The sequence below is a fragment of the Lentzea alba genome (genome assembly GCF_011067745.1).
Taxonomy (GTDB): domain Bacteria; phylum Actinomycetota; class Actinomycetes; order Mycobacteriales; family Pseudonocardiaceae; genus Lentzea; species Lentzea alba.
Window position 1 is genome coordinate 89,598 of record NZ_JAAMPJ010000005.1, and the last position, 24,556, is coordinate 114,153.

The following is a 24,556-nucleotide window of genomic DNA, read 5'->3' on the forward strand; positions in this document are numbered from 1 at the left end:
CACCTAACAGAAAAGAGTCACCCAGCTACCGCCCGTCAAAGACCCTCGACCCAATTTCACTCTTTCGGCCGAAACAGCCTTTCGCGACCGATCAAGATGACTCCGTTAGCACTAATCGCGACCTCGCGACTGACAGGTAGCGTTACTTCTCCCGCACCATCCGTAACAGGACCACGGGAACGAACGAGAAAAAGTCGTCGCACCGTTTTACCCCGAGGATCCGCCTGATGGAGACACGCCAGCTTCTCGCGTTCACAACCGTGGTTCAGACAGGGAGCTTCACCAAGGCCGCTGCCACGCTCAACTGCTCGCAGCCGACCATCACGACCCGCATCAAGGCACTCGAGGAGGGCCTCGGGGTCGTCCTTTTCCGGCGCCTCCCGCGAGGTATCCAGATGACGTCCGCGGGCGTGGAACTGCTCCCGTTCGCGCGAAACATCATCAACCTCACCGAAAAGGCCCGAAAAGCCATAACGATGAACGGTGAGCCCCACGGCAAACTGGTCATCGGCTCCGCACAGAGTTTGACCGACTACCGTCTGCTACCACTCATCGAATACATGTGCTGGCGCTACCCGTCCGTCCAACTCTCCCTGCACTCGCGCAACACCCTGAACAACCTCGCCTCAGTGCGCGACGGCCAACTCGACTGCGCCTTCTTCATCGGCGCGATAGAACCCCGCGAAGGCCTCGAAACAACAGTCCTCTGCCCCGAGCCCCTGGTCATGGTCGCAAGCGCGAACCACCCGCTGACCCAACGCCAGTCGCTCACCGAGGACGACCTGACCAGCAGCACCCTGATCAGAGCCGAGAACGGCGCCTCCTACCACGAACTGTTCGAACACTCCCTCGGCTACGACGACACCAGAGCCCCCATCCTGGAACTCGACTCAGTCGACGCCGCCAAACGCGCCGTAGCCTCCGGCCTGGGCATAGCCCTGATGCCTGAAGTCACCGTCTCCACCGAGCTCGCCGACGGCAGGTTGGTCCGCTTGCCCTGGTCCGCGTCCTTCCGCGTCTACACGCAGTTCGGCTGGCGCCAGGACAACTCGACGAACCCGGCGGTGACCGCTCTGGTCTCAGCCGCGGCCCAGGTGGTCAGCGACCAGGTCGCTTCCCTGACCTGATCAAGCCCGATGCCGCAGGCGAGGCACCCCGAAGGCGGAGCCGAGGCGCTTGGCGACGGCGGAGCTGAGCTGCTCTTCGCTTTTCCCGTGCGGTCCGGGTGGGGTCCCGCCCGGACCGCACCACCTACGGAACTGGCAGCCTCCCAACGGAACAGGCGTGCCATCAACCCGCCCGCGGCGCTGGCCCCCCTGATCAGATTGGCGGGGTCACTCGCGCCCCACCCGGAACGTGACCCGCCCGCTCGCCCCGCGCCCCCACCTACCGCCCAGGCGCAACCCCAGTACTCCCCCGAACCACCAACTCAGGCAAAACATCCTCAACGTCAGTAGGCGAAGCCCCCTCCACCACGGCCAACAAAGCCCGAGCCGCCCGAGCCCCAAACGCGAACGTGTCCCGAGACAACGCAGTCAACCGCCCGTGCTGACACAGAACCGAGTCGTCCCAAGCCACGATCGACAACTCGTCCGGCACCACAACCCCAAGAGACAGAGCCACCTCAGCCCCAGCCACCGCCATAACATCGTTGTCATAAACGATCGCAGTAGGCGGCTCAACCGACCCCAACAACGAACGAGTAGCAGCCGCCCCAGCCTCAGCCGTGTAATCCCCAGAAACGATCACACCGTCCACAGCAGACTCAAAAGCCTGATCCCGCCGCACCGTGTGCAACAACGACGACAACCCGGCAACCCGAGCAATCCGCCGATGCCCCAACGACTTCAGGTACTCCACCACAGAAGTCATGGCCGCGTAGTCATCGGCCCACACCGAGGCCAGCGACCCGTGGTGCCCCGCCCCACCCACCACGACGGCCGGCAGCCCGAGCGAAGACATCAACTCGACCCGCGGATCCGACACCAGCAGATCCACGAGGAACACCCCGTCGACCCGGTGCTCGGCCCACCACCGCTGGTACAGAGCGATCTCGGCGTCACGAGAAGAAACCACCTGCAACAACAACGCGGATGACATCTCGGACTGCATCCCGGCGATCAACTGGAAGAAGAACGCCTCGTCCCCCAGAGCCCGAGGCGGCCTCACCAGCACCAGCCCCACGGCGTCAGCCGAGGCGGAAGACAACGCCCGAGCGGTGACCGACGGCCGATACCCCAGGGTCGACGCCACGTCGAGCACGCGAGCACGCGTCGACTCGGACACCCCGGCCCGCCCGTTCAGGGCGAGTGAGACAGCCCCCTTCGACACCCCGGCCGCGGCCGCGATGTCCTTGATGGTCGGCCTCTTCACCGCAACACCCTCCAGCCGGCCCTGCCCTGTCCGGAACAAGACAACAAGACGTCCGGAGGCTAGCCGGAGATAAACCGGTTTAGCTAGGGTCCGCGACCAAGGAGGTGGGTGTCAATGAAGAGGCGCACGTTCCTCGCGGGCCTGGCGGCGGTGCCCGTCGCGGGCTGTGGTCTGTCGAGCAACACCACGAGCAACTCGTCGGCGTCCGGCCAGGTCACCGGCGAGATCACGTTCCAGACCTGGTCTCTCAAGCCCAAGTACACCGACTACGTCAACGGTGTCGTCGACGCGTTCCAGAAGCAGCACCAGGGCACCACCGTGAAGTGGGTGGACCAGCCCGCGGACGGGTACCTGGCCAAGGTCATGGCCGACGCGAGCGCGGGCAGCCTGCCCGACGTGATCAACGTGCCGCCGGACCTCAGCTTCCCGCTGGCCAAGGCGGGTCAGCTGGTCGACCTGGACCAGGAACTCAAGGACGCCAAGCCCGAGTACCTCGAGAACGCCTGGCAGGCGTTCGAGATCCCCGGCAAGGGCGGCTGCTACGGCTTCCCCTGGTACCTCAACACAGGGCCGGTCTTCTACAACAAGGCGCTGTTCCAGCAGGCCGGGCTCGACCCGAACAAGCCGCCGGCGAACTTCAAGGAGCTGGAACAACAGGCGCTGCAGCTCGCGCAGAAGAAGGTCGCGATGCTCGGCCAGACGCCGACCATCGCGGACTTCGGGCTGTACGGCGTGAAGTTGTTCGACAACGACAAGTTCACCTTCAACGAGGCCAAGGGCGTCGAGTTCGTCGAGAGCTACAAGCGGATGTACGACGCGGGCGCGCTGATTCCCGAGGCGCTGACGCAGAACTACACCGGCTCCGGCGCGAAGTTCATGGCGCAGCAGACCGCGCTCAGTCCCGGCAGCGCTTACGACCTGGGCAAGTTCAAGACCGACGCGCCCAGCCTGTACGCGAACATCGGCATCACCAAGCCCATCACGAACACGGGCAGCGCCAACATGTTCCTGCACGGCGTGAGCGTGCCGAAGAGCAGCAAGAACCAGGCGACCGCGCTCGCGTTCGGCCGGTTCCTCACCAACGCCGAGAACCAGGTGAAGTTCGCCAAGCTCGCGTCGATCTTCCCCAGCACCAGCAAGGGAGGCGACGACCCGTACTTCACCACCGAGGACGGGTCGGACGAGGCGCGCGTGCGGGTCGCGGCGGCCAAGCAGCTCAAGACCGCCGTGAACTACACGCCGGTGCAGTTCAGCGACCAGATGCGGGAGGCACTTCTGCAGCAGCTGGCCGACGCCATGCTCGGCAAGAAGTCTCCCAAACAGGCGCTGGACGACGCCGTCAACGAGTGCAACAGGCTCCTTAAGTGACCCACCGCCCGTACACGCCGTGGCTGTTCCTGTTGCCGGGACTGGCCGTCAGCCTCCTGTTCGTGATCTTCCCGTTCCTGAACATGATCGTGCTCTCGTTCACCGACGCGAGCGCGCTGGGCGGCGGCCAGTTCACCGGCGTGGACAACTTCGTGCGGATGGCCCAGGACCCGAAGTTCTGGGTGGCCGCGCGCAACAGCCTGCTCTACATGGTCGGCGTGGTGCCGCCGCTGGTGCTGTTGCCGCTGCTGATCGCGATGCTCGCGCAGAAGGTCGTGCCGGGCATCGGGATCTTCCGCACGGCGTTCTTCACACCGGTGATCGCGTCCGCGGTCGTGGTCGGGCTCATCTGGACGTGGCTGCTGGACAGCCGCGGCCTGGTGAACAACGTCGTGGAAGCGTTGGGCGGCACCAGGATCGGGTTCCTGACCGACTCGACGCTGCTGCTGATCAGCTCGATGGTCGTCACGGTCTGGCGCGGTCTCGGCTACTACATGGTGATCTACCTGGCCGCGCTCGCGAACGTGCCGAAGGACCTGCACGAGGCCGCGATGGTCGACGGCGCGGGGCCGATCAGGAGGTTCTGGTCGGTCACCGTGCCCGCGCTCCGGCCGACCATGGTGCTCGTCGCGGCACTGAGCGCGGTCAACGGGTTCCGCGTGTTCTCCGAGATCTACCTGCTGTCGGGCGGATCCGGCGGGCCGGGTGGGGCGAGCACGACGATGGTGCTGCTCATCCAGTCGGTCGGCCGCGGCCTCACCGGCGAGGTCGGGTACGCGTCGGCGTTGAGCTTCGTGCTGTTCGTGATCCTGCTGGGCCTGCTGCTGGTCACCCTCAAGCTCAACCGGCGGGAGGAACAGCTGTGAAGCTCGCACTGCGCTACAGCGCACTTCTGGCGATCCTCGCGATCAGCATCGGGCCGTTCCTGTGGCAGTTCGCGACCAGCATCAAGGGACCGAACGAGGACGTCTTCGTCCCCGACTTCATCCCGGACGACCCTACGTTCGCCAACTACGCCGCGGTCGCCGACGTCGTGCCGGTCTGGACCTTCGCGCTCAACTCGCTGACCGTGGCGAGCGTCAACGTGATCACGAACTGTCTCGGCGCGGCGATGGCCGGCTACGCCCTGGCACGGCTCAAGTTCCGGGGCCGCAGGTTCGCCGCGGTGGTCTTCGCGAGCAGCATCCTGGTGCCGTTCGAGGCCATCCTGATCTCGCTGTTCCTGGTGATGCGCGGATTCGGGCTCACCAACACCCTGACCGGCGTCGTGCTGCCCGGCTCGATCGCCGCGCTCAACGTTCTGTTGCTGCGCAACGCCTTCCTCGCACTCCCCGCCGAGGTCGAGGAAGCCGCGATCATCGACGGCGCCAACGCGTGGCAGCGGTTCACCCGCCTCGCGCTGCCGTCGGTGAAGGGCACGCTGGTCGTGGTGGCGCTGTTCTCGTTCATGTTCAGCTGGGACGACTTCCTCTGGCCGCTCGTGGTGCTGAGCGACCAGGAGAAGTACACGCTCACCATCGGTCTGGCGTACCTCCAGGGCACGTTCGTGCAGAACCAGCGGCTGGTGGCGGCGGGCACGATCATCGCCGTCCTCCCGCTGATCCTGCTTTTCCTGTTGCTGCAAAAGCACTTCTTCCGCGGTGTGGGAGAAGGCGCGATCAAGGGGTGACCATTGCGTTTCGGCGTCAACTACACGCCCTCGACCGGCTGGTTCCACCACTGGCTCGACTTCTCCATCGACGACGTCAAAGCCGACTTCGAGTCGATCGCCGCTCTCGGCCTCGACCACGTGCGGGTCTTCCCGCTGTGGCCGGTCTTCCAGCCCAACCGCGGCCTGGTCCGCCCGAAAGCCGTCGAGCAGTTGGCCCAGATGCTCGACGCCGCCCACGAGACCGGCCTGGACGTGCAGGTCGACGTGCTGCAGGGTCATCTGTCGAGCTTCGACTTCTACCCGTCGTGGGTGCAGACCTGGCACCGGCGCAACATCTTCACCGACCCCGACGTGATCAGCGGGCAGCGGTTCTACGTCCGCACGCTCGCCGAGGCCCTTCGCGACAAGCCCAACTTCCTCGGCTTCACCCTGGGCAACGAGGTCAACCTGCTCACCGAGTCGAACCCGTGCACGCCGGAACAGGCCGCGGCGTGGATCGACGCGCTGCTCACCGAGTGCGACAGCGCCGCACCGGGCTTCCCGCACGTGCACTCCGAGTACGACGCCGTCTGGTACGAGAGCGAGCACTCGTTCCTGCCGGCGCACGCGGCCAACCTGGGCGCGATGACGACCGTGCACTCGTGGGTCTTCAACGGCACCGCGCAGCGCTATGGACCGATGAGCACCGAGAGCGTCCACCACGCCGAATACCTCGTCGAGCTCGCCAAGGCGCACGCGGAGGACGTTCGGCGGCCGGTGTGGCTGCAGGAGGTCGGCGCGGCCCAGCCCGAGATCAGCGCGGAGCAGGCGCCCGAGTTCGCCGAGCAAACGCTTGCGAACGTGCTGACCTGCGCGAACCTGTGGGGCGTCACGTGGTGGTGCTCGCACGACGTCGACCGCGCGTTGGTGGACTTCCCCGAACGCGAGTACGAGTTGGGGCTGTTGACGACGGAACGCAAGGTCAAGCCGCTCGGGGAGGCGATCGCGAGGATCGTGCGAGATGCCCAGCATGAGACACAACAGTCGACGCCGGCCGTGCGCACGCCGATCACGCTGCACGGCGACCGTCCCTCGTGGGGACCGGGTGGCGCCTTCTTCGAAGAGTGGATGACTCTCGCGCGCGATGGCGTGCGGGCCTCGATCGAGCTGGGGTGATCACGTGCACGACGAACGCGCGCTGCTGGAAGAACGACTCAACCGCACGCTGAAGGAACGCATCCGCCCGGCGATCTACGGCGAGACCGCGCCGTTGGAACTGGCCGTGTGGAACGTGCCGGACGAGCCCGTCCCGGTCACCGAAGCACTCCAAGCCACCTACGCGCCGGCGAGTGTCGGCGACGCGTGGGGCGCGCCCTGGAGCACGAGCTGGTTCCGGCTGACCGGCCAGGTTCCGCGGGCGTGGCAGGGCAAGCAGGTCGAGGTGGTGCTGGACCTCGGCTTCACCCACCCCGGCCCCGGCTTCCAGTCCGAGGGCCTCGCCTACAACGCGCAGGGCGAGCCCATCAAGGGCATCGAACCGCGCAACACCTACCTGCCGGTGGACGGCGACGAGGTCCTCTTCTACCTCGAAGCCGCGGGCAACCCGACGATCCTCGACTTCCACCCGTTCCTGCCGACCCAGCTGGGCGACAAGGAAACGGCGGGCTCCGAGCCGTTGTACAGGATCCTCAAGGCCGAGCTCGCGGTGTTCCAGCCTCAGGTGTGGCACCTGATGCTCGACATCGAGGTGCTGCAGTCGCTCATGAAGGAGCTGCCGGACCACGACCCGCGCCGGCACAAGATCCTGCACGCGCTGGACCGGGCGATGGACGCGCTGGACCTCAACGAGGTCGCCGCCACCGCCGACCTGGCCCGCGCCGAGCTCGAACACGTGCTGTTGTTGCCCGCCAACGCTTCCGCGCACAAGGTGTCCGCGATCGGCCATGCGCACATCGACTCCGCCTGGCTGTGGCCGCTGCGCGAGACGGTCCGCAAGTGCGCCAGGACGTTCTCGAACGTCACGAAGCTGATGGACGAGTACCCGGACTTCTACTTCGCGTGCTCGCAGGCCCAGCAGTACGCGTGGATGAAGGACCATCACCCGCACGTGTGGGACCGGGTCCGCGCGAAGGTCCGGAGTGGACAGTTCGTGCCGGTCGGCGGCATGTGGGTCGAGTCGGACACGAACATGCCCGGCGGTGAGGCGATGGCCCGCCAGCTCGTGCACGGCAAGCGCTTCTTCCTGGACAACTTCGGGGTGGAGACCGAGGAGGTCTGGCTGCCGGACTCGTTCGGCTACAGCGCCGCACTTCCCCAGCTGATCAAGCTGAGCGGGTCGCGCTGGTTCCTCACCCAGAAGCTGTCGTGGAACCAGATCAACAAGTTCCCGCACCACACCTTCTGGTGGGAAGGCATCGACGGCACGCGGATCTTCACGCACTTCCCGCCGGTCGACACGTACAACTCGTCGCTGTCGGGCGAGGAGCTGGCCCGCGCGTCCCGCCAGTTCGCCGAGCACGCCAAGGCGTCCCGGTCGCTGGTGCCGTTCGGCTACGGCGACGGCGGTGGTGGCCCCACCCGCGAGATGATGGAGACCGCGCACCGGGTCGCGAACCTCGAGGGCTCGCCGACCGTGCGGGTCGAGCCGCCGCGCGAGTTCTTCCAGGCCGCGCAGGACGAGTACCCGGACGCACCGGTGTGGGCGGGCGAGCTGTACCTGGAGAAACACCGCGCCACCTACACCACGCAAGCCAAGACCAAGCAGGGCAACCGGCGCAGCGAGCACCTGCTGCGCGAGGCCGAGCACTGGGCCACCGCGGCCGCGCTCCAGGGTCACGACTACCCGTACGAGGACCTCGACCGGCTGTGGAAGACCGTGCTCCTGCACCAGTTCCACGACATCCTGCCGGGCAGCTCGATCGCCTGGGTGCACCGCGAGGCCGAGGCCACCTACGCCCGCGTGGCCGCCGAACTGAAGGCGCTCACCGCCGACGCGATCGACGCGATCAAGGGCGACGGCGACGACGAGATGACGTTCGACGTGCTCGGCGGCGACGCACCGAAACCGTTCGTGGCGCCGGAGAACGGCGTCCTGGACAACGGCCGGCTGCGCGTCACGATCGACCCCGACGGCATCGTGTTGTCGGTCTTCGACCTGGAGGACGACCGCGAGGTCCTGCCACCGCACGGGTTCGCCGGCATGCCGCAACTGCACCGCGACAACCCGAACCAGTGGGACGCCTGGGACATCGACCCGTTCTACCGCAACTGGAAGGCCGACCTGATCCCGTCCGAACGCGTCGACGCCGAGGACGGCGTCGTGGTGCGGGCGAAGTTCGGCAACTCGGTGCTCACCCAGACCATCCGGCTGCGCGAGGGCGCGAAGCAGGTCGACTTCGAGACCGAGGTCGACTGGCAGGAACGGGAGAAGCTGCTCAAGATCGCGTTCCCGCTCGACCTGCGCGCCGAGGTCTCGACCGCGGAAACCCAGTTCGGTCACCTGCACCGCCCGGTGCACACCAACACCTCGTGGGAGGCCGCGAAGTTCGAGATCTGCGCCCACCGCTTCCTGCACGTCGGCGAACCCGGCTACGGCGTCGCGGTGGTCAACGACTCGACCTACGGCCACGAGGTCACCCGCACCACCCGCGAGGACGGCGGCACCACCACGACCGTGCGGCTGTCCCTGCTGCGCGCGCCGCGGTTCCCCGACCCCGAGACCGACCAGGGCGAACACCGCTTCCGCTACGCGCTGGTCGTCGGCGGCCTGCCGGAGGCCATCGACGCGGGCTACCGCATCAACCTGCCACCGCGGTCCGTCCGCGGCTCCCGGGCACCGGAACCGCTGGTCCGCACGAACAACCCGGCGGTCAGGGTCGAGGCCGTGAAGCTCGCGGACGACCGGTCGGGCGATGTCGTCGTCCGGCTCTACGAGGCGCACGGCGGTCGTGCGCGTGCCTCGATCAGCACCTCCTTCGCCTACCAGGGCGTCCAGGAGACCGACCTGCTCGAACGGCCGCTGGCGGACGCGTCCGCGGACGTCGGGCTGCGCCCGTTCCAGGTGATCACGCTGCGCTTCGCGAGGTAGCACGGACGAGGCAGCTCGGGGCGGGGGGCAACCGGCACCCCGCCCCGTGCGTGCAGGAGGTGGGGACCCCCATCGCTGGGGGTGGGGGCAGGAAGAGGGGGAACTCGTCCATGCTTGTCCTGAGATCACTCGCGGTCGCCGCAGCGCTCGCGCTGGGAGTGCTGACGCCGGGCATCGCCCAGGCGGCACCACCGGCCAACGACGACTTCGGCGCATCGACACCGGTCACGACGTTGCCGTTCACCACGCAGGTGGACCTGGCCGCGGCCACGGTGGCGCCCGACGACCCGCACGAGTGCACCAGCGCCGGCTCCAACGGCCACACGGTCTGGTTCCACCACACCGCCACCGAGGACGGCCTGCTGCGGTTCGGCACGACCAACAAGCCCTCCCCGCCGCACATCGCGGCGTTCACCGGAGACCGCGGCAACCTGCGGAAGGTCGAGAACGGGTGCAACTGGGGCGCCCCCGGTCCGAGTCCGATCACGATCCAGGTGACCGCCGGCCAGACCTACCACTTCATGCTGAGCACGTGGAACGGCGGCGCCGGCTCGGCGGAGGACGTCACGGTGCAGCGGGTCCAGCGGCTCGCCAACGACGACTTCGCCAACGCGCAGCCGATCACGTCACTGCCGTTCAGCATGCCTTATCCGGACTTCGCACTGGCCTCCCACGAACCAGGCGAACCGTCGGCGACGGAGTGCAACGGGACGTACAAGCGCTCCGCTTGGTACTCCTACACGCCGACCCGCTCGCAGTCCGTCGTCGCCAGGGTGAAGGGAGGCGGCGCCAACGGTCCCAGCCTCGCCGTCTACGAGGGCGCGTCCCTGCCGGAACTGCGATCGCTCGGGTGCACCCAGGCCGCGTACAACGACCCCTCCAAAACGGTCGGACTCGTCGCCGGCAAGACGTACTACGTGCAGGTGGAAGGCCTCGACTACTACGCCCTGCCGCCCACTGTGGAGCTGGCGGAAGCGCCGCCGCTGAGCACGGACCTGTACACGTACGGGAGAGACGAGCGGTCGATCTTCGAGGACATCTCGTTCTCGGTCTACCACAACGGCAACCTGAACGAGCAGGTCACCACGGCGTGGGACTTCGGCGACGGCACGACCACGCCGCCGAGCACCGAGACGAACGCGACGCACCGCTACGCCAAGGACGGCACCTACACCGTGTCGGCTCGCGCGACGTCCGCGGACGGACGCACGGCGACTGACAGCGTCACCGTGGTGGTGAAGACGCACGACGTCGGCATCACCAAGTTCTCCGTGCCCTCGTCCGCGCAGGTAGGACAGCAGAAGGAGATCACCGTCAAGGTCGGGAACACCCGCTACCTCGAAAAGAACACCTCGGTCAAGCTGTACAAGGCCAAGGGCGCCAACTTGGATTGGGTGCTGGTCGGCGTGCTCGAGCGCGATGTGGCGGCGCACCCGACCGACACGGTCAGGTTCAAGTTCACCTACACGTTCACGAACGAGGACGCGGCACTGGGCAAGGCGACGTTCCGCGCCGACGTCTCGTTGCAGGCCCCGGCGTGGGACGCGCTGCCGATGGACAACTCCGTGATCGCGGTCGCCACGACCGTCCGCCCGGCGGCAGTGACCGCCACCGTCGACTAGCCGCGGTGGCCCCTTACCCGGCTGGGGAGAGCCCTCCGAGGCCGACCTCGGCAGCCGGGTAAGGGGTCTCACGGCCCAGCCTTAGGTGATCGTCCGATGTAAGGGGTCGTCCCTCAGGAGCAATCTCAGTCTCGTCAACAGAGCGAACTGAGGAGCTGGGTCAGATGGAGTGGACGCCCGAAGCGATCAAGGCGGAGATGGACTACCGGCAGGCGGCTCTGCGTGAGGACGCCCGTCGGGTCCAGGAGTTCTACCGCAACGGCGGGAAGCCGCGTTCGTGGTGGCACCGCATGACGCACCGCCACGAGCCTGAGGTGCCCAACGGCCAACAGGCTGCGTGATGCCGGGGGTAGCCGTGAGGGGTGGTTCCTCTCGTCCGGGAACCACCCCTCACGGCTGTTGCGCTGCCTAGGCCTTAGCGGTCCACGCCTTGACCTTGTCGGCGTTGGCGTCGACCCACTTCTTGGCCGCGTCCTCGGGCTTCATCTTGTCCTCGGCGATGTACTTCGCCACGGTGTTCTGGTCCTCGTTGGTCCACTTGAAGTTCTTGACCAGCTGGAAGGCCGGGCCGTTCGCGTCGGCGAACTTCTTGGACACGATCTTGTCGAGGTCGTAGTCCGGGTAGTCGCAGGCGACCTTCTCGGCGTCGGCGTCACAGCCCGCCTTGTACTCGGGCAGCTTCACCTTCTCCAGCTTGATCTCGTTGAGCAGCCACTGCGGCGAGTAGAAGTAGCCGATGACCCACTTCTTGTCCTTCTCCGCCTGGCGGAAGGCCTGGATCAACGCGGTCTCGCTGCCGCCGTAGACGACCTTGTAGTTGAGGTTCAGGTTCTTCACCAGAGCCTCGTCGTTGGTCACGAACGACGGGTCGCCGTCGAGCAGCTGGCCCTTGTCGCCGGACTCGGACGTCTTGAACTTGTCGGCGTACTTGTTGAGGTTGTTCCAGTCGAGGATGTCGGGGTGCTCCTTGGCGAGCCACGGCGGCACGTACCAGCCGATCTGGCCCTTCACCCCGGTCGACCCCGCGCTGACGGCGGTCTTCTGCTCGTCGATGTACTTCTTGCGCAGGTCGTCGTGGCCCCAGTTCTCGACCACGGCGTCGACCTCACCGGTGCCGAAGCCCTGCCAGGCCACCTCTTCCTTGAGCTCCTTCTTGGTGACCTTGCACTTCAGCTCCTTCTCGGCCACGTACGCGAGCACAGCCGCGTTCGCCTCGTAGCCGACCCACGGGTTGACCGCGAGGTTGAACGTGCCGCAGTCGCCGGTCGCGCCCGAGGAGGAGTCACCGACCTTGGCGCCACTGCAACCAGAAAGCGCGAGTGCTCCTACAAGCACCGCTCCCAGCACGTTGTGCCTTGCCACTTTCCAGACCTCCTAGTTGGTCCACCGCTTGGCGGCCGCCTGGGTGAGGCGGTCGAGCATCACGCCCAGCACGACGATCGCGACACCGGCCGCGAGCCCCTTGCCGTACAACTGGCCCTGCGAGAACCCGGCGACGACGTCGTAGCCGAGTGCGCCGGCGCCGACGAGACCGCCGACGACGACCATCGAGAGCACGTAGATCAGTCCCTGGTTGGCGGCGAGCGTCAACGCCCCGCGCGCCATCGGCAGCTGCACCTTCACGATCGTCTGCCACGAGCTCGACCCGAGCGCGGTGGACGCCTCGACCGTCGTGGGCGACACCGCGCGGATGCCGTCCGCGATGATCTTGATGGCGACCGGCGCCGCGAACACCACGGCCGCGATGATCGCCGTGAACCGGCTGGCCGAGAACAACGCCAGGAACGGCACCAGGTACACGAACGCGGGCATCACCTGACCGGCGTCCAGGACCGGCCGGATGAACCGGTCCGCCCGCTTGCTGCGTCCCATCCAGACGCCGACCACGATGCCGAGGACCATCACCATGATCGTGGCGACCAGGGTGGACGCCAGCGTGATCATCGAGTCCTGCCACAGACCGGTCGCGACCAGCAATCCCAGGCACACGGCCGAAACCACCGCGGCCCGGACCCCGCCGATGAGGAACGACAGCGCCACGATCACCAGCGCCACCAGGAACCACGGCGACTCGGCCAGCAGCGCCTGCAGCGGGTTGATCAACACGAACGTCACGAAGTCCTTGAAGCCACCGGTGATCAGCGGCAGCGAGTCCTGCGCCCACTCCGTCACGGCCGTCGCGCCCTGCCGGATCGAGCTGCCGATCTCGACGTCGGACTGGAACTCGGCCGCCCACAGGTAGGTGTAGGAGAGGTACACCAGGACACCCGTGACACCGAGCCCGCCGAAGAAGGCCCAGCGCGGCAGCTTGCGGCGTTCGGTCGCTGCGGTCGTCACCCGGTCCAGCACGATCGCCAGCACCACGATCGCCAGACCCGCGTTGAACGCTGTACCGACGTCGAGCGTCTGCAACGCCTTCACGACCGTCTTGCCCAGACCCGGCGCGTCGATCAACGCGGCGATCGTGACCATCGACAACGCGGCCATGATCGTCTGGTTGACGCCGAGCACGATCGTCTTGCGCGCGGACGGCAGCAGCACCTTCACGAGCGTCTGCTGCCGAGTCGCCCCGAGGGATTCGGAAGCCTCGACGGTGTTGCGCGGCACCGAGCGGATGGCGTGCGCGGTGATCCGGATCGCCGGCGGCGCCGCGTAGATCAGCGTGGCGATCGTCGCCGAGGCCGGGCCGATCAGGAAGAACAACGTCAGCGGCGCCAGGTAGACGAACGTCGGCATGGTCTGCATGAAATCGAGCACCGGTGTCATCACCCGGTTGGCGCGATCGGACAGTCCCGCCCAGATCCCGAGCGGAATGCCGAACAGCAACGAGATCACGACGGCGGCGAGCGTCAGCGAGAGCGTGTCCATGCTCTCCTGCCACAAACCCTGCAGCCCCAGGAAGACGAAGCCCGCGATCGTCAGCAGCGCCACCCGCCACCCGGCGACGGCGAGGCTGACGAAGCCCGCGATGCCGACCACGCCGAGCCAGCCGATCACCGGCACCGGCCGGCCGAACGACGGCTGCGCGATCAACGCCTGCACGAAGGTCACGAACTCGTCGATGACAAGCCGGATCTCGTTGAAGAAGTAGAGGAACACCGGGTTGGAGTTCCTGGACGCGCCGACCGCGTCGTTGATGTCGTTGATCCACCGGTGCAACGGCGTCAGCGCGGAGGCGTCCAGCGGCAGCGTCCCGATGTTGCGGAACAGCAGCCACAGCACCAACCAGGCGAGCACGATCCCGCCGATTATCAGAGCCTGCTTGTATCGATGTAGCAGCCGCGGTAGCTGCCGAGGGGCGGCGACGGCAACCATCTCACGCCTCCCCGGCGACGACCCCGAGGATCTCCTCGTCCGCCACGACACCGAGCAGTTCGCCGTCCCGCACGACCTTCACCGGCTTGTCCGCGCTGAGCACGCTGCGCACGGCCTCGCGCACCACGGTCTCCGGCGACAGCTCGGGGCCGTCCAGATCGTCCTCGGGACGCGGCGGCCGCATGATCCACTTGAGCGTCAGCACGTTCGAGCGGGGCACGTCCTTCACGAAGTCGCGCACGTAGTCGTCCGCGGGCGCGCCGACCAGCTCGTCACCGGTGCCGACCTGCACCACCTGGCCGTCCCGCATGATCAGGATGCGGTCGCCGAGCTTGAGCGCCTCGCTCAGGTCGTGGGTGATGAAGACCATCGTCTTGCCGACCTCGCGGTGCAGCCTGATGACCTCGGACTGCATGTCGCGCCGGATCAGCGGGTCGAGCGCCGAGAAAGGTTCGTCGAAGAACAGCACATCTGGATCACCGGCAAGAGCGCGAGCAAGACCGACGCGCTGTTGCATACCGCCGGACAGCTGATCCGGATAGGACTTCTCGTAGCCGGACAGACCAACGAGGTCGATCACTTCCTGCGACCGCTCGCCACGTTTCGCCCGCGGTACCCCGCGGATTTCCAGCCCGTAACCGACGTTGTCGGCGACTGTCCGGTGAGGAAGCAACCCGAAGTGCTGGAACACCATCGAGAACTTGTTCCGGCGCAGGTCGCGCAGACGTTTCGGATCTGCTTCGAGAATGTTCTCACCCTCGAACATGATCGTGCCCGCGGTCGGTTCCACCAGTCTCGTCAGACAGCGGACCAGTGTGGACTTGCCCGAACCGGACAGTCCCATGACCACGAACATCTCACCCGGAGCGACGTCGAAGTCCACTCCGCGCACGGCCGCGACAGCACCTGTGCGATCCATCAGCTCCGACCGTGGCAACGATTTCAGCTCGTCCGATGCCACCACTTGAGACGCGTTGGAGCCGAACACCTTCCACAGGTCCCTGACCGAAATCACGGGATCCACGCCAAACCACTCCGACCTGTTGCGGACTACGCACACCGTTTCTCGATGCGCGACAGCATCGACCTTCACACGGGTGCGGTCAAGGGTTACGACAAATGGAGTCCAAAAAGGACAACCAATCATCCCATGACTTGACTGGGTTAGTCCGATCGGGAAAAGCTGAACTGAGCGGTCTCCTGCGCCGCTCTTCCCCTCCACGAGGAGCTGTTCGTGCAAGCCCCCAGAATCGCTCTGGCAATGATCGTCGTCTTGACTGTTGCCGGTTGCGGTGGTGGATCGACGTCGTCATCACCGCGCTCCAGTTCCGCAGCACCCACAGAGCCCTGCGACTCCATGACCATCGCGGTCAACCCGTGGGTCGGCTACGAGGCGAACGCGGCCGTCGTCGCGTACCTCGCCGAGAAGCGGCTCGGCTGCAAGGTCACGAAGAAGGAAGTCGACGAGCAGACGGCCTGGCAGGGCCTCGACTCGGGCGAGATCGACGTGGTCCTGGAGAACTGGGGCCACGAGGACCTGAAGCAGAAGTACATCGAGGAGAAGCACACCGCCGTGCGGGTCGGCCCGACCGGCAACAAGGGCGTGATCGGCTGGTACGTGCCGCCGTGGATGAAAAAAGAGTTCCCGGACATCACGAACTGGCAGAACCTCAACAAGTACGCGGACAAGTTCAAGACCGCGCAGTCCGAGGGCAAGGGCCAGGTGCTCGACGGCGACCCCTCGTACGTGACCAACGACGAGGCACTGGTGAAGAACCTGGGCCTCAACTACAAGGTCGTCTACGCGGGCAGCGAGCAAGCGCTGATCAAGGCGTTCCGCCAGGCCGAGGAGAAGAAGGCGCCGCTGATCGGCTACTTCTTCGAACCCCAGTGGCTGCACCTCGACATCGAACTGATCAAGGTCGACCTGCCCGAGTACACGGCGGGCTGTGACGCGGACGCGGCCAAGGTCGCCTGCGACTACCCGCGCTACGAGCTCGACAAGATCGCCTCCAAGAAGTTCATGGACAAGGGCGGCCCTGCCGCCAGGCTGATCCAGAACTTCCAGTGGAGCAACGACGAGCAGAACACGGTCGCGTCGTTCATCGCGAAGTACAAGATGTCGCCGGACGAGGCGGCGAAGCGGTGGGTCGAGGCGAACCCGGACCGGGTCGAGGACTGGCTGGCCAAGCCCAAGCCCTAATCCTTCGTCCTGGAGCTCCTGCCGCGCGACCACCACTTCTCGTCGGGGCCGGAGATGTCCTCGACGCTGAGCCTGCGCACGGACCCCGCTCGCTTGAGCCGGGCCTCCAGCTGGTCCTTTCGCTGGGCGAGCCGGCGGTAGATCTCCACCGCGGAGGTCTCCCGCCGGCTCTGCTGTCTTTCCACAGTTCGCCAGTTCCCGAGGAACTCCAGCGTCAGGTCGGCGACGGCCTGCCCGGCGTGCGCGGTCAGCTCGTCCGCCGGCGTGGCGAACCGCCCGGCGTGGAACGCCAGGTTCCTGGTGACGTAAAGCCACTCCAGCACCGCGGTCATCGTGTCCTCCTGCTCCCGCAACCACCGCGCGAGCGCCTTGGAGTCCGCGAGCCGCGCCTGCCAGATCTCGGCCAGGTCCTGCACCAGCCCGCCCTCGTTCTCGGCCAGTGCCGCGACGGCGTCCTGGGCGGCCCTGAGCTGTTCGCCCGGCCGGTTGTGCTCGACCAGCACCTCAAGCCACGCGTCCACCGACTTCAGGTGGTGCTTCACGCCGGTGGTGGGCACCTGCGCGTCGAGGGGTCCACGCATCGCCTTGTCGTGGTTGGTGACGACGACGTGCAGGCTGATCAGGTGCTGCCGCAACATCTGCAGCGCGCACGCCTTGGCCAGCCACGCGATCTTGCTCGGGTCCAGCCCCGTCGCCTCCAGCGCACTCCACGCCAGCCCGGCACTGGCCATCGGCGCGTCGACCTGACGGGCGAGGTTCGCCACCCGCATCGCACTGCGCAGCTCGGCGGGCCAGTACGGCGTGAGCGGATAGGCGTTGCCGACCGTGCGCTGGTGCTCGGTACCGCGCGTGACCCGTCCGCCGGGCCCGCTCACGTGCCACAGCGGCGCGATGTTCAGCTCGGTCAGCCGCTCCCCCGCCGCGTACTGGTCGAGCACCTCGCTGAGGATCCGCCTCCCGAGCAACGCCGCCGTGTGCGCGTCGGCCGCGTTGACCGGCAACCGCACCAACACCGACGAACCCACCACAGCGTCCTTCAGGAAGTCGTCCTTCGGCAACCTGTTGCGGTGCAACGGCTCCTGCCTAGCCAACGGCAACAGCTGGTCGAGGTGCCGAAGAACACGCGCACCCCGCACCACCAACGCCACGACGTGCCGGCGTGGTTGCGGCCAGAGCACCTCTTCGAGGTCGTCGCCGGGCTTCTTGAGCCACCGCATCAGGTCGGCGCGCAGCTGCCTGCCGTCCCGGCCGTGCACCGCCACCACCACCGCCACCTCGGCGATCATCCTGGCGCGCAACGGAAGTTCGACTCCGTTCCACAGTGGAGTGATCCACTGCTTGACCGCCACCTCCAACGCCCGCGGATCGAGCTTCGCCGCAGCCGCAGCCGTGACCTGCGGATCGAGCTTCGGCCCGTCAGCCGCGATGGCTGCCTCGACGTCCAGCAGCGTCCGCCGCGCCTCGGCCAGCTCCTGAGCACCACCGTGCGCATACGCGGGCCTGGCGGCATCCATGCACGCGAGCGAGGTGGCGATGATGCGGCGCAACAGGTTCCACCGCGGCTGGTCCTCGGCCGCGTGGCTCTCCAGAGCGGTCTGCGCACGCGTAACAGCGAGAAACGCGCTGTTGAGCCCCGCCACGTGCTCACCGAGGTGCGCGTCAGGATCGAGCGCCCGCAACACGCCCTGCAGCAACGCCCGTTGCCCGCGATCGAGCTTGGCGTCGTCGAACACCTCCCGCAACCGGGCATCGAGGTACTGGTAGCGCACGCAACGACCCTAGTGGCGCGAGGCCACTGGAACACTGGACTTCATGGACAACAGGAAGGCGCTCTTCGCAGGCGCGGACGGCCAGTCGCTCGCCGGTCGCCTCGAACTGCCCACCGGAGACGTCGTGGCGACCGCCGTGTTCGCCCACTGCTTCACCTGCGGCAAGGACTCGGTGGCCGCCACCCGCATCTCCCGCGAACTGGCCACCCGCGGCGTCGCGGTCCTGCGCTTCGACTTCACCGGCCTCGGCCAGTCAGACGGCGACTTCGCCAACACCACCTTCACCTCCAACGTCGCCGACCTGGTGTGCGCCGCCAACCACCTGCGCGACACCATCGGCGCCCCGAGCGTCCTCATCGGACACTCACTGGGCGGCGCCGCAGTGCTGACCGCCGCCCGCCAGATCCCCGAGGCCAAAGCCGTCGTCACCATCGGCGCCCCCGCCGACACCACCCACGTCGAACACCTCCTCGGCTCCTCCAAGAACGAGATCGAGAGCCACGGCATCGCCGAGGTGGTGCTGGCCGGCCGGCCGTTCCGGATCAGCAACAACTTCCTGCTCGACATCAACCAGCAGGACCAGACGGCGTGCATCGCCGGCCTGAACCGCGCACTCCTGGTCATGCACTCGCCACAGGACGACCTGGTGGGCGTGGACAACGCCAGGATCATCTTCGACTCGGCCCGCCACCCGAAGTCGTTCGTGTCACTCGACGGCACCGACCACCTGCTGACCGACCGCGCGGACGCGACCTACGTGGCAGAAGTGCTCGCCGCCTGGGCCAGCCGCTACCTGTAGACGCCGCAGACACGAAAACCCGCAGCGATGAACGCTGCGGGTTTTCGTCAACCGTCGGGGCGACAGGATTTGAACCTGCGACCCCCCGCTCCCAAAGCGGGTGCGCTACCAAACTGCGCCACGCCCCGGTTGCAACCAGCTTACCGCCCTCCGCTAAGGTATTGACCGCAGCCCCTCAAGGGCGGCAACGCGGGCGTAGCTCAATGGTAGAGCCCTAGTCTTCCAAACTAGCTACGCGGGTTCGATTCCCGTCGCCCGCTCGCGACCGAGGCTGACCAGTGTCTGCAGAAAGCGCAGACCCTGTTCGGCCTCTCGGTTTTTATCTGGGGGCCGAGCCCCCAGACCCCCAGCCGGGGGATACCCCCGGACCCCCATGGCCGGCTTCGCCGGAACTGGGGGGCCAGGGGCGGGGGCAGACATTGGGTGGCTTCTCGGTTCCTGGTTGGGGTCGAGCCCGGCCCCTCATCGGCCGGGCACGCCGGGGAGCGGAATCGGGGCACGTACAGGCCTGGATGGCATCACGGTTCTTGTCGGGGGCGACTCCTCGAACTTGTCATCCGGGCTCGCCGGGAGCGGGGCAGGACGAGCGCAGACATTGGTCGGGCTTGGTCTCATCTGGGCTCAGGCTCCCAGTGCGTGGGCTCGCCTGGAGCGGGGGCGGGTCGAGTGCAAACGCTGGTCGGGTTTCTTGGTCTTCTCAGGGCTCAGGCCCCTAGCGCCCGGCTCACCTGGAGGGGAACTGGTCGCGCACAGACGCTGGTCGGTCTCTCGGTTCTCATTTCAGGCCTGGGCCTCAGCGGCCGGGCTGGTGGGAGCGGAAACAGGATGGGCGTAGGCCTGGCGGCAGGCTGCGGGTGCCATCGGCCGGGGTTTGCCGGAGGGCTCGTGGGTCCACTGTGTCAGTGGGAAGTGCGGGCGGGCTCTCGTGAGCCGCGCGATGGGTGTGCTTGGGAGTGAGGTGGATCACTGTGAGGTGACGCCTAGTTGGGTGTGGTGGTGGGTGGGGTGTTCGATTTGGTCTACGACGGCTAGAGCGAAGTCCTCGTAGGTCAGTTCGTCGGACGGGTTCACCGGGCCCAGTTGGTAGGTGCCTGTGGGGGTGCCGCCGAACATGCCTGCCGGGCTCATCACCAGCCAGTTCGCGGCGGACTTGGCCAGGACCTCCACGCCTGCGGCGTGGCCCAGGGAGAACGGGCGGTACTCGGGCGGGAAGTCCGGGCTGTCGATCACCCGTACGCCTGGCGCCGTTTCCATCAGGGTGTAGATGCCCACCACGATGATTCGGCCTGCCCCGGAAGCCACCAGGGCGTGGGCTGCCTCGCGGTAGAACTCGGCCGGGTCGCGGGACAAGTCGGCCACCGCGCTCACCGCCACGTCGTGGCCGGCTGCGATCTCCGCCGCGGCCTGTACGCCGGGGTTTCGGCCGATCTTCGTCACCTCGTGGCCGCGCGACTGTGCCACGGCCGCGATCTCCCGTCCCGCTTTGCCGGACGCTCCGAAAACAACGATCTTCGTCATGAGCGCGAAGGTAGGGTGCGGGTGTCCGGTTTCCGCAACGATATCGGGAGTGACCAGGTGCGATGCCAGCACGGGGACCTGCCCTACCGCATCGGTGACAAGTGGACCGCGCACGTGTTGCGGGCGTTGCAGGACGGGCGTCGGCGGTTCACCGAACTGCGGGCCGGACTGCCGGGCGTGACGCCCAAAGTGCTCACCGAGACGTTGCGGGCCATGGAGCGCGACGGCACGGTGAGCCGCGAAGCGTTCGACGAGAACCCGCCGCGGGTCGAGTACGAACTGACCGAACAGGGCCGCAAGGTGCTCGGACTGCTCGACCTGTGCTGCAACTGGGCCCGGAAGAACCTGGTGGAGACCAATGCGTCTTGAGCAGATCGTCATCGACAGCAACGAGCCCGCGCGCCTCGTGCGGTTCTGGGCCGAGCTCCTCGGCGGCGAGCCGGTGAACCGCGAGCACGGCTGGGCGCACGTCGAACCGCCCGACGGGCCGCGGATGTCGTTCCAGCCGGTGCCCGAGCGCAAGGACGTGAAGAACCGGCTGCACCTCGACTTCGAGGTCGACGACATCGAGGCAGCGGTCGTGAAGGCGGTCAACCTCGGAGCGGAGCGCGAAGGCCTGGTCGTCACCGACGAACAGGGCAGCTTCCAGGTCATGCGCGACCCCGAGGGCAACGAGTTCTGCTTCGTCCACTGAGGAGACGGGTCCGGGCAGACGGGTTTTCGGGGAGACGGCTACTGGACCGCGCGCCAGAGCGCCTCACCGAAACGGATCGCGAGGACCAGGAGCAGCACGCCGATCGCGAAACTGATGAGGCACCGGACGATGACCAGGAGCTTGGCGCCCTTCACGCAGCCATGATTCATCGGTGCCCGGCAAGAACAACAGGGCCCAACGGAACCAATACCATGCAGGCGTGACCGATTGCCTGTTCTGCCGCATCGTCGCGGGCGAGATCCCGGCGAACGTCGTGACGGAGACCGACACGACGCTCGCGTTCCGCGACATCGACCCCAAGGCGCCCACGCACGTCCTGGTGATCCCCAAGGAACACCACCGCGCGATCGGCGACGTCGACCCGGTGCTCGCGGGCCAGATCCTCGCGACCGCGCACCAGGTCGCGAAGCAGGAGGGCGTCGACGAGTCCGGCTACCGGCTCGTCTTCAACACCGGCAAGAACGGCGGCCAGACCGTCTTCCACGTGCACTGCCACGTCCTCGGCGGACGCGGCCTCACGTGGCCTCCGGGGTAACCCCTTCGGGACTGGTCACTGCCGGGAGAGCCATCGCCTCCACGAACCGCGCGTCGACCGGGTCCCCGTGGCCCGGCACGACGATCCGCGGGTTCAGCTCCAGCATCAGGTTCAGGACGTTGCGCCAGTTCGACGGCGTGGCATCCGACCCGGCCTGAGCGGGCGCGCCCTCCTCCACGAGGTCGCCGGCGAACACCACGCCGACGTCCGGCACGTGCACGATCACGTCGTGCGAGCTGTGCGCGGGGCCGAAGTGGTACAGGTCCACCCGCCGGCCGCCGACGTCCAGCGTGACGGTGTCGCGGAACGTGTGTGTGGGTGCGATGAGCCTGCCTTCGAAGGGCTCCGAGTAGTACCTGGCGCGGCTTTCGAGCAGGGTTTCGTCCACGACGCAATCCTCGTGCGCCCACACCTCGCACGGCAGGAACGCCTCGGTGGCCAGCACGTGGTCGAAGTGGTTGTGCGTCAACACGATCCGCGACGGCCGGACTTCCAGGGCGAGCGCCGGATCCATGCCGGAGTCCACCAGCAACGAATCACCTGATCCGGTGATGAGGCCGAGGGTCAGATCCAGCTCGGTGTGCCGCCGGATGAACACGCCGTCCGCGATCTCGATCACCGCAGCACCCCTTCGACCAGCACCGGCACCGCGCCGCTGACATCGACCTGCACCGCGAGATCGACGTCGGCGGCATGACCGTTCTCGATCAGCTCTCGCCCCGAACCGCACTCACGTACGGCGGTCACGACGTCCGTGCCGGTGAACGCCGCCGCCGCGAGCTGCGCCTCCGGAGAGGCCCTGCCGGAGAGAGCACTGCCGGAGAGAGCACTGCCTGGTAGCGCCGCCAGCACCGCGCCCGCGCCCAGGTAGTCCTCGACGCACGGCCGCAACGGCCCGAACTCGCGCGGTCCGGAGTTGAGGATGTCGAGACCCCACCGTTCGCCGCCGGGGATCACGCCGATCGTCTCTCCCAGTTCCGCGGCCCGCGCAGCCACCGCCGACGCGTTGCGCAGGCACGCCGCGAGCACGTGTGCCCCGGTCTCGGCGGCGAGGAAGCACAGGTTCGACCCGTTCGGCGACGGCAGCTCGACCAGTCCCGTCGCGTCGACGAGTGATGCTGGTCGCAGCGTCTTGCCCGACGAAGGCTTCCAGCGCGACGGCCGCACCTGGCCGCCGTTGCCGACCACCAGGTCGACCGACGTCGTGAACGACAGCACGTCAACGACGACCAGCACGTCACAGTCCCGAAGCGCGTTGACGCCCTCGGGCCCCCATTCCAGCTTCAGCTGGTACCCCTCCTGGCTGAACACACCCACCAGCGTGTCAGACTCCCGGACGTGCGCGTTTATCTGGCAGCAGACCACGCGGGCTTCGAGCTGAAGTCCTACCTGTCCACGGCTCTCACCGAGCAGGGTTACGAGGTCGTCGACGTCGGCGCCCACACCTACGACGCCCAGGACGACTACGTGTCGTTCTGCGTCGACGCGGCCGAGCAGGTCGTCGCGAACCGTGCCGCTGGTGGGGACAGCCTCGGCGTCGTGATCGGCGGCTCGGGCAACGGCGAGCAGATCGCCGCGAACAAGGTGAAGGGCGCCCGCGCCGCACTGGCGTGGAACGTCGACACCGCCCAGCTGGCCCGTGAGCACAACGACGCCAACCTCGTCGGCATCGGCGCCCGCCAGCACACCACCGAGGAAGCGACCGCGATCGTCCTGGCGTTCCTCGAGACCAAGTTCTCCGGCGAGCCCCGGCACCAGCGTCGTATCGACAAGGTCGGTGCGTACGAAGACAGCGCCCGCTAAGGCAGTGCCTGAGGGTCACACGCTGCACCGCCTCGCGCGGCTGCACCAGCGCCGGTACGCGGGCAAGACCGTGTCCGTCACCAGTCCACAGGGACGCTTCGCGGCGTCCCTTGTGGACGGACGCAAGCTGGTCAGGGCCGAGGCGCACGGAAAGCACCTGTTCCACGTCTACGGCCCGGACGCGATCGTGCACGTCCACCTCGGCCTGTACGGCACGTTCACCGAGTCACCGCTGCCCGTGCTGCTCCCCGTCGGCCAGGTCCGGATGCGGATGGTCGGCGAGACGCACTGGACGGACCTGCGCGGCCCGACGGCGTGTGAAGTGCTCAACAAAGACGAGGTCAAGGCGATCCGCGAGCGGCTCGGACCCGACCCGTTGCGCAAAGACGCCGACCCGGACCGCGCCTACGAACGGATCATCCGCTCCAAGCAGCCGCTGGCCGTGCTGCTGATGGACCAGAAGATCCTCGCGGGCGTCGGCAACGTCTACCGCGCCGAGGTGCTGTTCCGGCACAACGTGAACCCGCTGCTGACCGGCGACAAGGTCAGCCGCGAGCTGTGGGACACCCTGTGGGACGACCTGGTCGTGCTGATGAAGGACGGCGTGAAGGTCGGCCAGATCAACACGGTCCGCCCCGAGCACCTGCCCAAAGCCATGGGCCGCGCGCCACGCGTGGATCGGCACGGCGGCGAGGTGTACGTCTACCGCCGCGCCGGGGAGCCGTGCCTGATCTGCGGCACCGAGGTCCTGACCACGGCACTCGCGGCGCGCAACCTCTTCTGGTGCCCCGCCTGCCAACCCTGAGAATTCGGGTCGGG

23 protein-coding genes and 2 tRNA genes are annotated in these 24,556 nt (G+C 67.3%); 16 read left to right on the forward strand and 9 right to left on the reverse strand.

The features are described from left to right. Window positions 1–227: 227 nt before the first annotated feature. Window positions 228–1,127: a LysR family transcriptional regulator gene (locus G7043_RS19330; protein WP_166047273.1), complete on the forward strand. Its 900-nt coding sequence runs from the start codon at window positions 228–230 to the stop codon at window positions 1,125–1,127. A gap of 259 nt (window positions 1,128–1,386) precedes the next feature. On the opposite strand, the gene G7043_RS19335 is transcribed toward G7043_RS19330, so the two are convergent. Continuing rightward, window positions 1,387–2,373, reverse strand: coding sequence for a LacI family DNA-binding transcriptional regulator (locus G7043_RS19335; RefSeq protein WP_166047275.1), 987 nt, complete (start codon window positions 2,371–2,373; stop codon window positions 1,387–1,389). Window positions 2,374–2,487: 114 nt separating this feature from the next. On the opposite strand from G7043_RS19335, the gene G7043_RS19340 reads away from it, so the two are divergent. From G7043_RS19340 to G7043_RS19370, 7 genes are all read left to right on the forward strand, one after another. Further along, window positions 2,488–3,741: an ABC transporter substrate-binding protein gene (locus G7043_RS19340; protein ID WP_166047277.1), complete on the forward strand. Its 1,254-nt coding sequence runs from the start codon at window positions 2,488–2,490 to the stop codon at window positions 3,739–3,741. Beyond that, a complete protein-coding gene (locus G7043_RS19345; protein ID WP_207311419.1) occupies window positions 3,738–4,607 on the forward strand; it encodes a carbohydrate ABC transporter permease in 870 nt (289 codons plus the stop codon). The genes G7043_RS19340 and G7043_RS19345 overlap by 4 nt, the downstream gene beginning before the upstream one ends. After that, window positions 4,604–5,410 (forward strand): carbohydrate ABC transporter permease, encoded by an 807-nt coding sequence (locus G7043_RS19350; protein WP_166047279.1) that lies wholly within the window; start codon window positions 4,604–4,606, stop codon window positions 5,408–5,410. The genes G7043_RS19345 and G7043_RS19350 overlap by 4 nt, the downstream gene beginning before the upstream one ends. Window positions 5,411–5,413: 3 nt before the next feature. Continuing rightward, window positions 5,414–6,547 (forward strand): glycoside hydrolase 5 family protein, encoded by a 1,134-nt coding sequence (locus tag G7043_RS19355; RefSeq protein WP_166047281.1) that lies wholly within the window; start codon window positions 5,414–5,416, stop codon window positions 6,545–6,547. 4 nt (window positions 6,548–6,551) lie between these two features. Then, window positions 6,552–9,458, forward strand: coding sequence for an alpha-mannosidase (locus G7043_RS19360; protein ID WP_166047283.1), 2,907 nt, complete (start codon window positions 6,552–6,554; stop codon window positions 9,456–9,458). Between the two features lie 110 nt (window positions 9,459–9,568). Next, complete coding sequence (locus G7043_RS49400) at window positions 9,569–11,080, forward strand: PKD domain-containing protein (RefSeq protein ID WP_166047285.1); 1,512 nt, start codon at window positions 9,569–9,571, stop codon at window positions 11,078–11,080. Between the two features lie 164 nt (window positions 11,081–11,244). After that, the gene (locus G7043_RS19370; protein WP_158102606.1) at window positions 11,245–11,421 is read left to right on the forward strand and encodes a hypothetical protein; all 177 of its coding nucleotides are present in this window, start codon (window positions 11,245–11,247) and stop codon (window positions 11,419–11,421) included. Between the two features lie 67 nt (window positions 11,422–11,488). On the opposite strand, the gene G7043_RS19375 is transcribed toward G7043_RS19370, so the two are convergent. The 3 genes from G7043_RS19375 to G7043_RS19385 all read right to left on the reverse strand — a co-directional run bounded on the left by G7043_RS19375 (window position 11,489) and on the right by G7043_RS19385 (window position 15,314). Continuing rightward, a complete protein-coding gene (locus G7043_RS19375; protein ID WP_166047287.1) occupies window positions 11,489–12,442 on the reverse strand; it encodes an ABC transporter substrate-binding protein in 954 nt (317 codons plus the stop codon). A gap of 12 nt (window positions 12,443–12,454) precedes the next feature. Continuing rightward, the gene (locus tag G7043_RS19380; protein WP_207311421.1) at window positions 12,455–14,317 is read right to left on the reverse strand and encodes an ABC transporter permease; all 1,863 of its coding nucleotides are present in this window, start codon (window positions 14,315–14,317) and stop codon (window positions 12,455–12,457) included. 79 nt (window positions 14,318–14,396) lie between these two features. Further along, window positions 14,397–15,314, reverse strand: a complete 918-nt coding sequence (locus tag G7043_RS19385) for a quaternary amine ABC transporter ATP-binding protein (RefSeq protein ID WP_242642460.1) — start codon at window positions 15,312–15,314, stop codon at window positions 14,397–14,399. A 438-nt stretch (window positions 15,315–15,752) separates the two neighbouring features. On the opposite strand from G7043_RS19385, the gene G7043_RS19390 reads away from it, so the two are divergent. Then, window positions 15,753–16,598: an ABC transporter substrate-binding protein gene (locus G7043_RS19390; RefSeq protein ID WP_207311422.1), complete on the forward strand. Its 846-nt coding sequence runs from the start codon at window positions 15,753–15,755 to the stop codon at window positions 16,596–16,598. On the opposite strand, the gene G7043_RS19395 is transcribed toward G7043_RS19390, so the two are convergent. Then, a complete protein-coding gene (locus G7043_RS19395) occupies window positions 16,595–18,367 on the reverse strand; it encodes a hypothetical protein (RefSeq protein WP_166047295.1) in 1,773 nt (590 codons plus the stop codon). The two genes, G7043_RS19390 and G7043_RS19395, sit on opposite strands and share 4 nt — an antisense overlap. A gap of 43 nt (window positions 18,368–18,410) precedes the next feature. On the opposite strand from G7043_RS19395, the gene G7043_RS19400 reads away from it, so the two are divergent. Continuing rightward, window positions 18,411–19,166 (forward strand): alpha/beta hydrolase family protein, encoded by a 756-nt coding sequence (locus tag G7043_RS19400; RefSeq protein WP_166047297.1) that lies wholly within the window; start codon window positions 18,411–18,413, stop codon window positions 19,164–19,166. A gap of 54 nt (window positions 19,167–19,220) precedes the next feature. On the opposite strand, the gene G7043_RS19405 is transcribed toward G7043_RS19400, so the two are convergent. Further along, window positions 19,221–19,294, reverse strand: a tRNA-Pro gene (locus G7043_RS19405). A 61-nt stretch (window positions 19,295–19,355) separates the two neighbouring features. Here G7043_RS19405 and G7043_RS19410 point away from each other — a divergent pair. Continuing rightward, a tRNA-Gly gene (locus G7043_RS19410) sits at window positions 19,356–19,426 on the forward strand. Window positions 19,427–20,129: 703 nt separating this feature from the next. Here G7043_RS19410 and G7043_RS19415 read toward each other — a convergent pair. Next, window positions 20,130–20,684 carry an NAD(P)-dependent oxidoreductase gene (locus G7043_RS19415; RefSeq protein WP_166047299.1) on the reverse strand — a complete coding sequence of 185 codons (555 nt, stop codon included), beginning with the start codon at window positions 20,682–20,684 and terminating at the stop codon, window positions 20,130–20,132. A 57-nt stretch (window positions 20,685–20,741) separates the two neighbouring features. On the opposite strand from G7043_RS19415, the gene G7043_RS19420 reads away from it, so the two are divergent. The 3 genes from G7043_RS19420 to G7043_RS19430 all read left to right on the forward strand — a co-directional run bounded on the left by G7043_RS19420 (window position 20,742) and on the right by G7043_RS19430 (window position 21,934). Beyond that, window positions 20,742–21,053, forward strand: a complete 312-nt coding sequence (locus G7043_RS19420; protein ID WP_313887969.1) for a winged helix-turn-helix transcriptional regulator — start codon at window positions 20,742–20,744, stop codon at window positions 21,051–21,053. Further along, window positions 21,043–21,378, forward strand: a complete 336-nt coding sequence (locus G7043_RS19425; RefSeq protein ID WP_166047301.1) for a VOC family protein — start codon at window positions 21,043–21,045, stop codon at window positions 21,376–21,378. Before G7043_RS19420 ends, G7043_RS19425 begins: the two co-directional genes overlap by 11 nt. Before the next feature lie 220 nt (window positions 21,379–21,598). After that, entirely contained in the window at window positions 21,599–21,934 is a 336-nt protein-coding gene (locus tag G7043_RS19430) for a histidine triad nucleotide-binding protein (RefSeq protein WP_166047303.1), read from the forward strand. On the opposite strand, the gene G7043_RS19435 is transcribed toward G7043_RS19430, so the two are convergent. Continuing rightward, window positions 21,915–22,553, reverse strand: a complete 639-nt coding sequence (locus G7043_RS19435; RefSeq protein ID WP_166047305.1) for an MBL fold metallo-hydrolase — start codon at window positions 22,551–22,553, stop codon at window positions 21,915–21,917. The two genes, G7043_RS19430 and G7043_RS19435, sit on opposite strands and share 20 nt — an antisense overlap. Continuing rightward, window positions 22,550–23,251: a 2-phosphosulfolactate phosphatase gene (locus G7043_RS19440; protein WP_166047307.1), complete on the reverse strand. Its 702-nt coding sequence runs from the start codon at window positions 23,249–23,251 to the stop codon at window positions 22,550–22,552. Before G7043_RS19440 ends, G7043_RS19435 begins: the two co-directional genes overlap by 4 nt. 21 nt (window positions 23,252–23,272) lie before the next feature. Here G7043_RS19440 and G7043_RS19445 point away from each other — a divergent pair, with 21 nt between their 5' ends. Further along, window positions 23,273–23,737 carry a ribose-5-phosphate isomerase gene (locus tag G7043_RS19445; protein ID WP_166047309.1) on the forward strand — a complete coding sequence of 155 codons (465 nt, stop codon included), beginning with the start codon at window positions 23,273–23,275 and terminating at the stop codon, window positions 23,735–23,737. A gap of 4 nt (window positions 23,738–23,741) precedes the next feature. Continuing rightward, window positions 23,742–24,542 (forward strand): Fpg/Nei family DNA glycosylase, encoded by an 801-nt coding sequence (locus G7043_RS19450; RefSeq protein WP_166047311.1) that lies wholly within the window; start codon window positions 23,742–23,744, stop codon window positions 24,540–24,542. Window positions 24,543–24,556: the final 14 nt, after the last annotated feature.

Excerpts from the sequence above, each read along its gene's own strand:
- G7043_RS19340 (WP_166047277.1), top strand. The coding sequence starts at position 2,488 with ATGAAGAGGCGCACGTTCCTCGCGGGCCTGGCGGCGGTGCCCGTCGCG.
- G7043_RS49400 (WP_166047285.1), top strand. The coding sequence starts at position 9,569 with ATGCTTGTCCTGAGATCACTCGCGGTCGCCGCAGCGCTCGCGCTGGGA.
- G7043_RS19390 (WP_207311422.1), top strand. The coding sequence starts at position 15,753 with ATGACCATCGCGGTCAACCCGTGGGTCGGCTACGAGGCGAACGCGGCC.
- G7043_RS19400 (WP_166047297.1), top strand. The coding sequence starts at position 18,411 with ATGGACAACAGGAAGGCGCTCTTCGCAGGCGCGGACGGCCAGTCGCTC.
- G7043_RS19425 (WP_166047301.1), top strand. The coding sequence starts at position 21,043 with ATGCGTCTTGAGCAGATCGTCATCGACAGCAACGAGCCCGCGCGCCTC.
- G7043_RS19330 (WP_166047273.1), top strand. The coding sequence starts at position 228 with ATGGAGACACGCCAGCTTCTCGCGTTCACAACCGTGGTTCAGACAGGG.
- G7043_RS19415 (WP_166047299.1), bottom strand. The coding sequence starts at position 20,684 with ATGACGAAGATCGTTGTTTTCGGAGCGTCCGGCAAAGCGGGACGGGAG.
- G7043_RS19385 (WP_242642460.1), bottom strand. The coding sequence starts at position 15,314 with ATGGATCGCACAGGTGCTGTCGCGGCCGTGCGCGGAGTGGACTTCGAC.
- G7043_RS19370 (WP_158102606.1), top strand. The coding sequence starts at position 11,245 with ATGGAGTGGACGCCCGAAGCGATCAAGGCGGAGATGGACTACCGGCAG.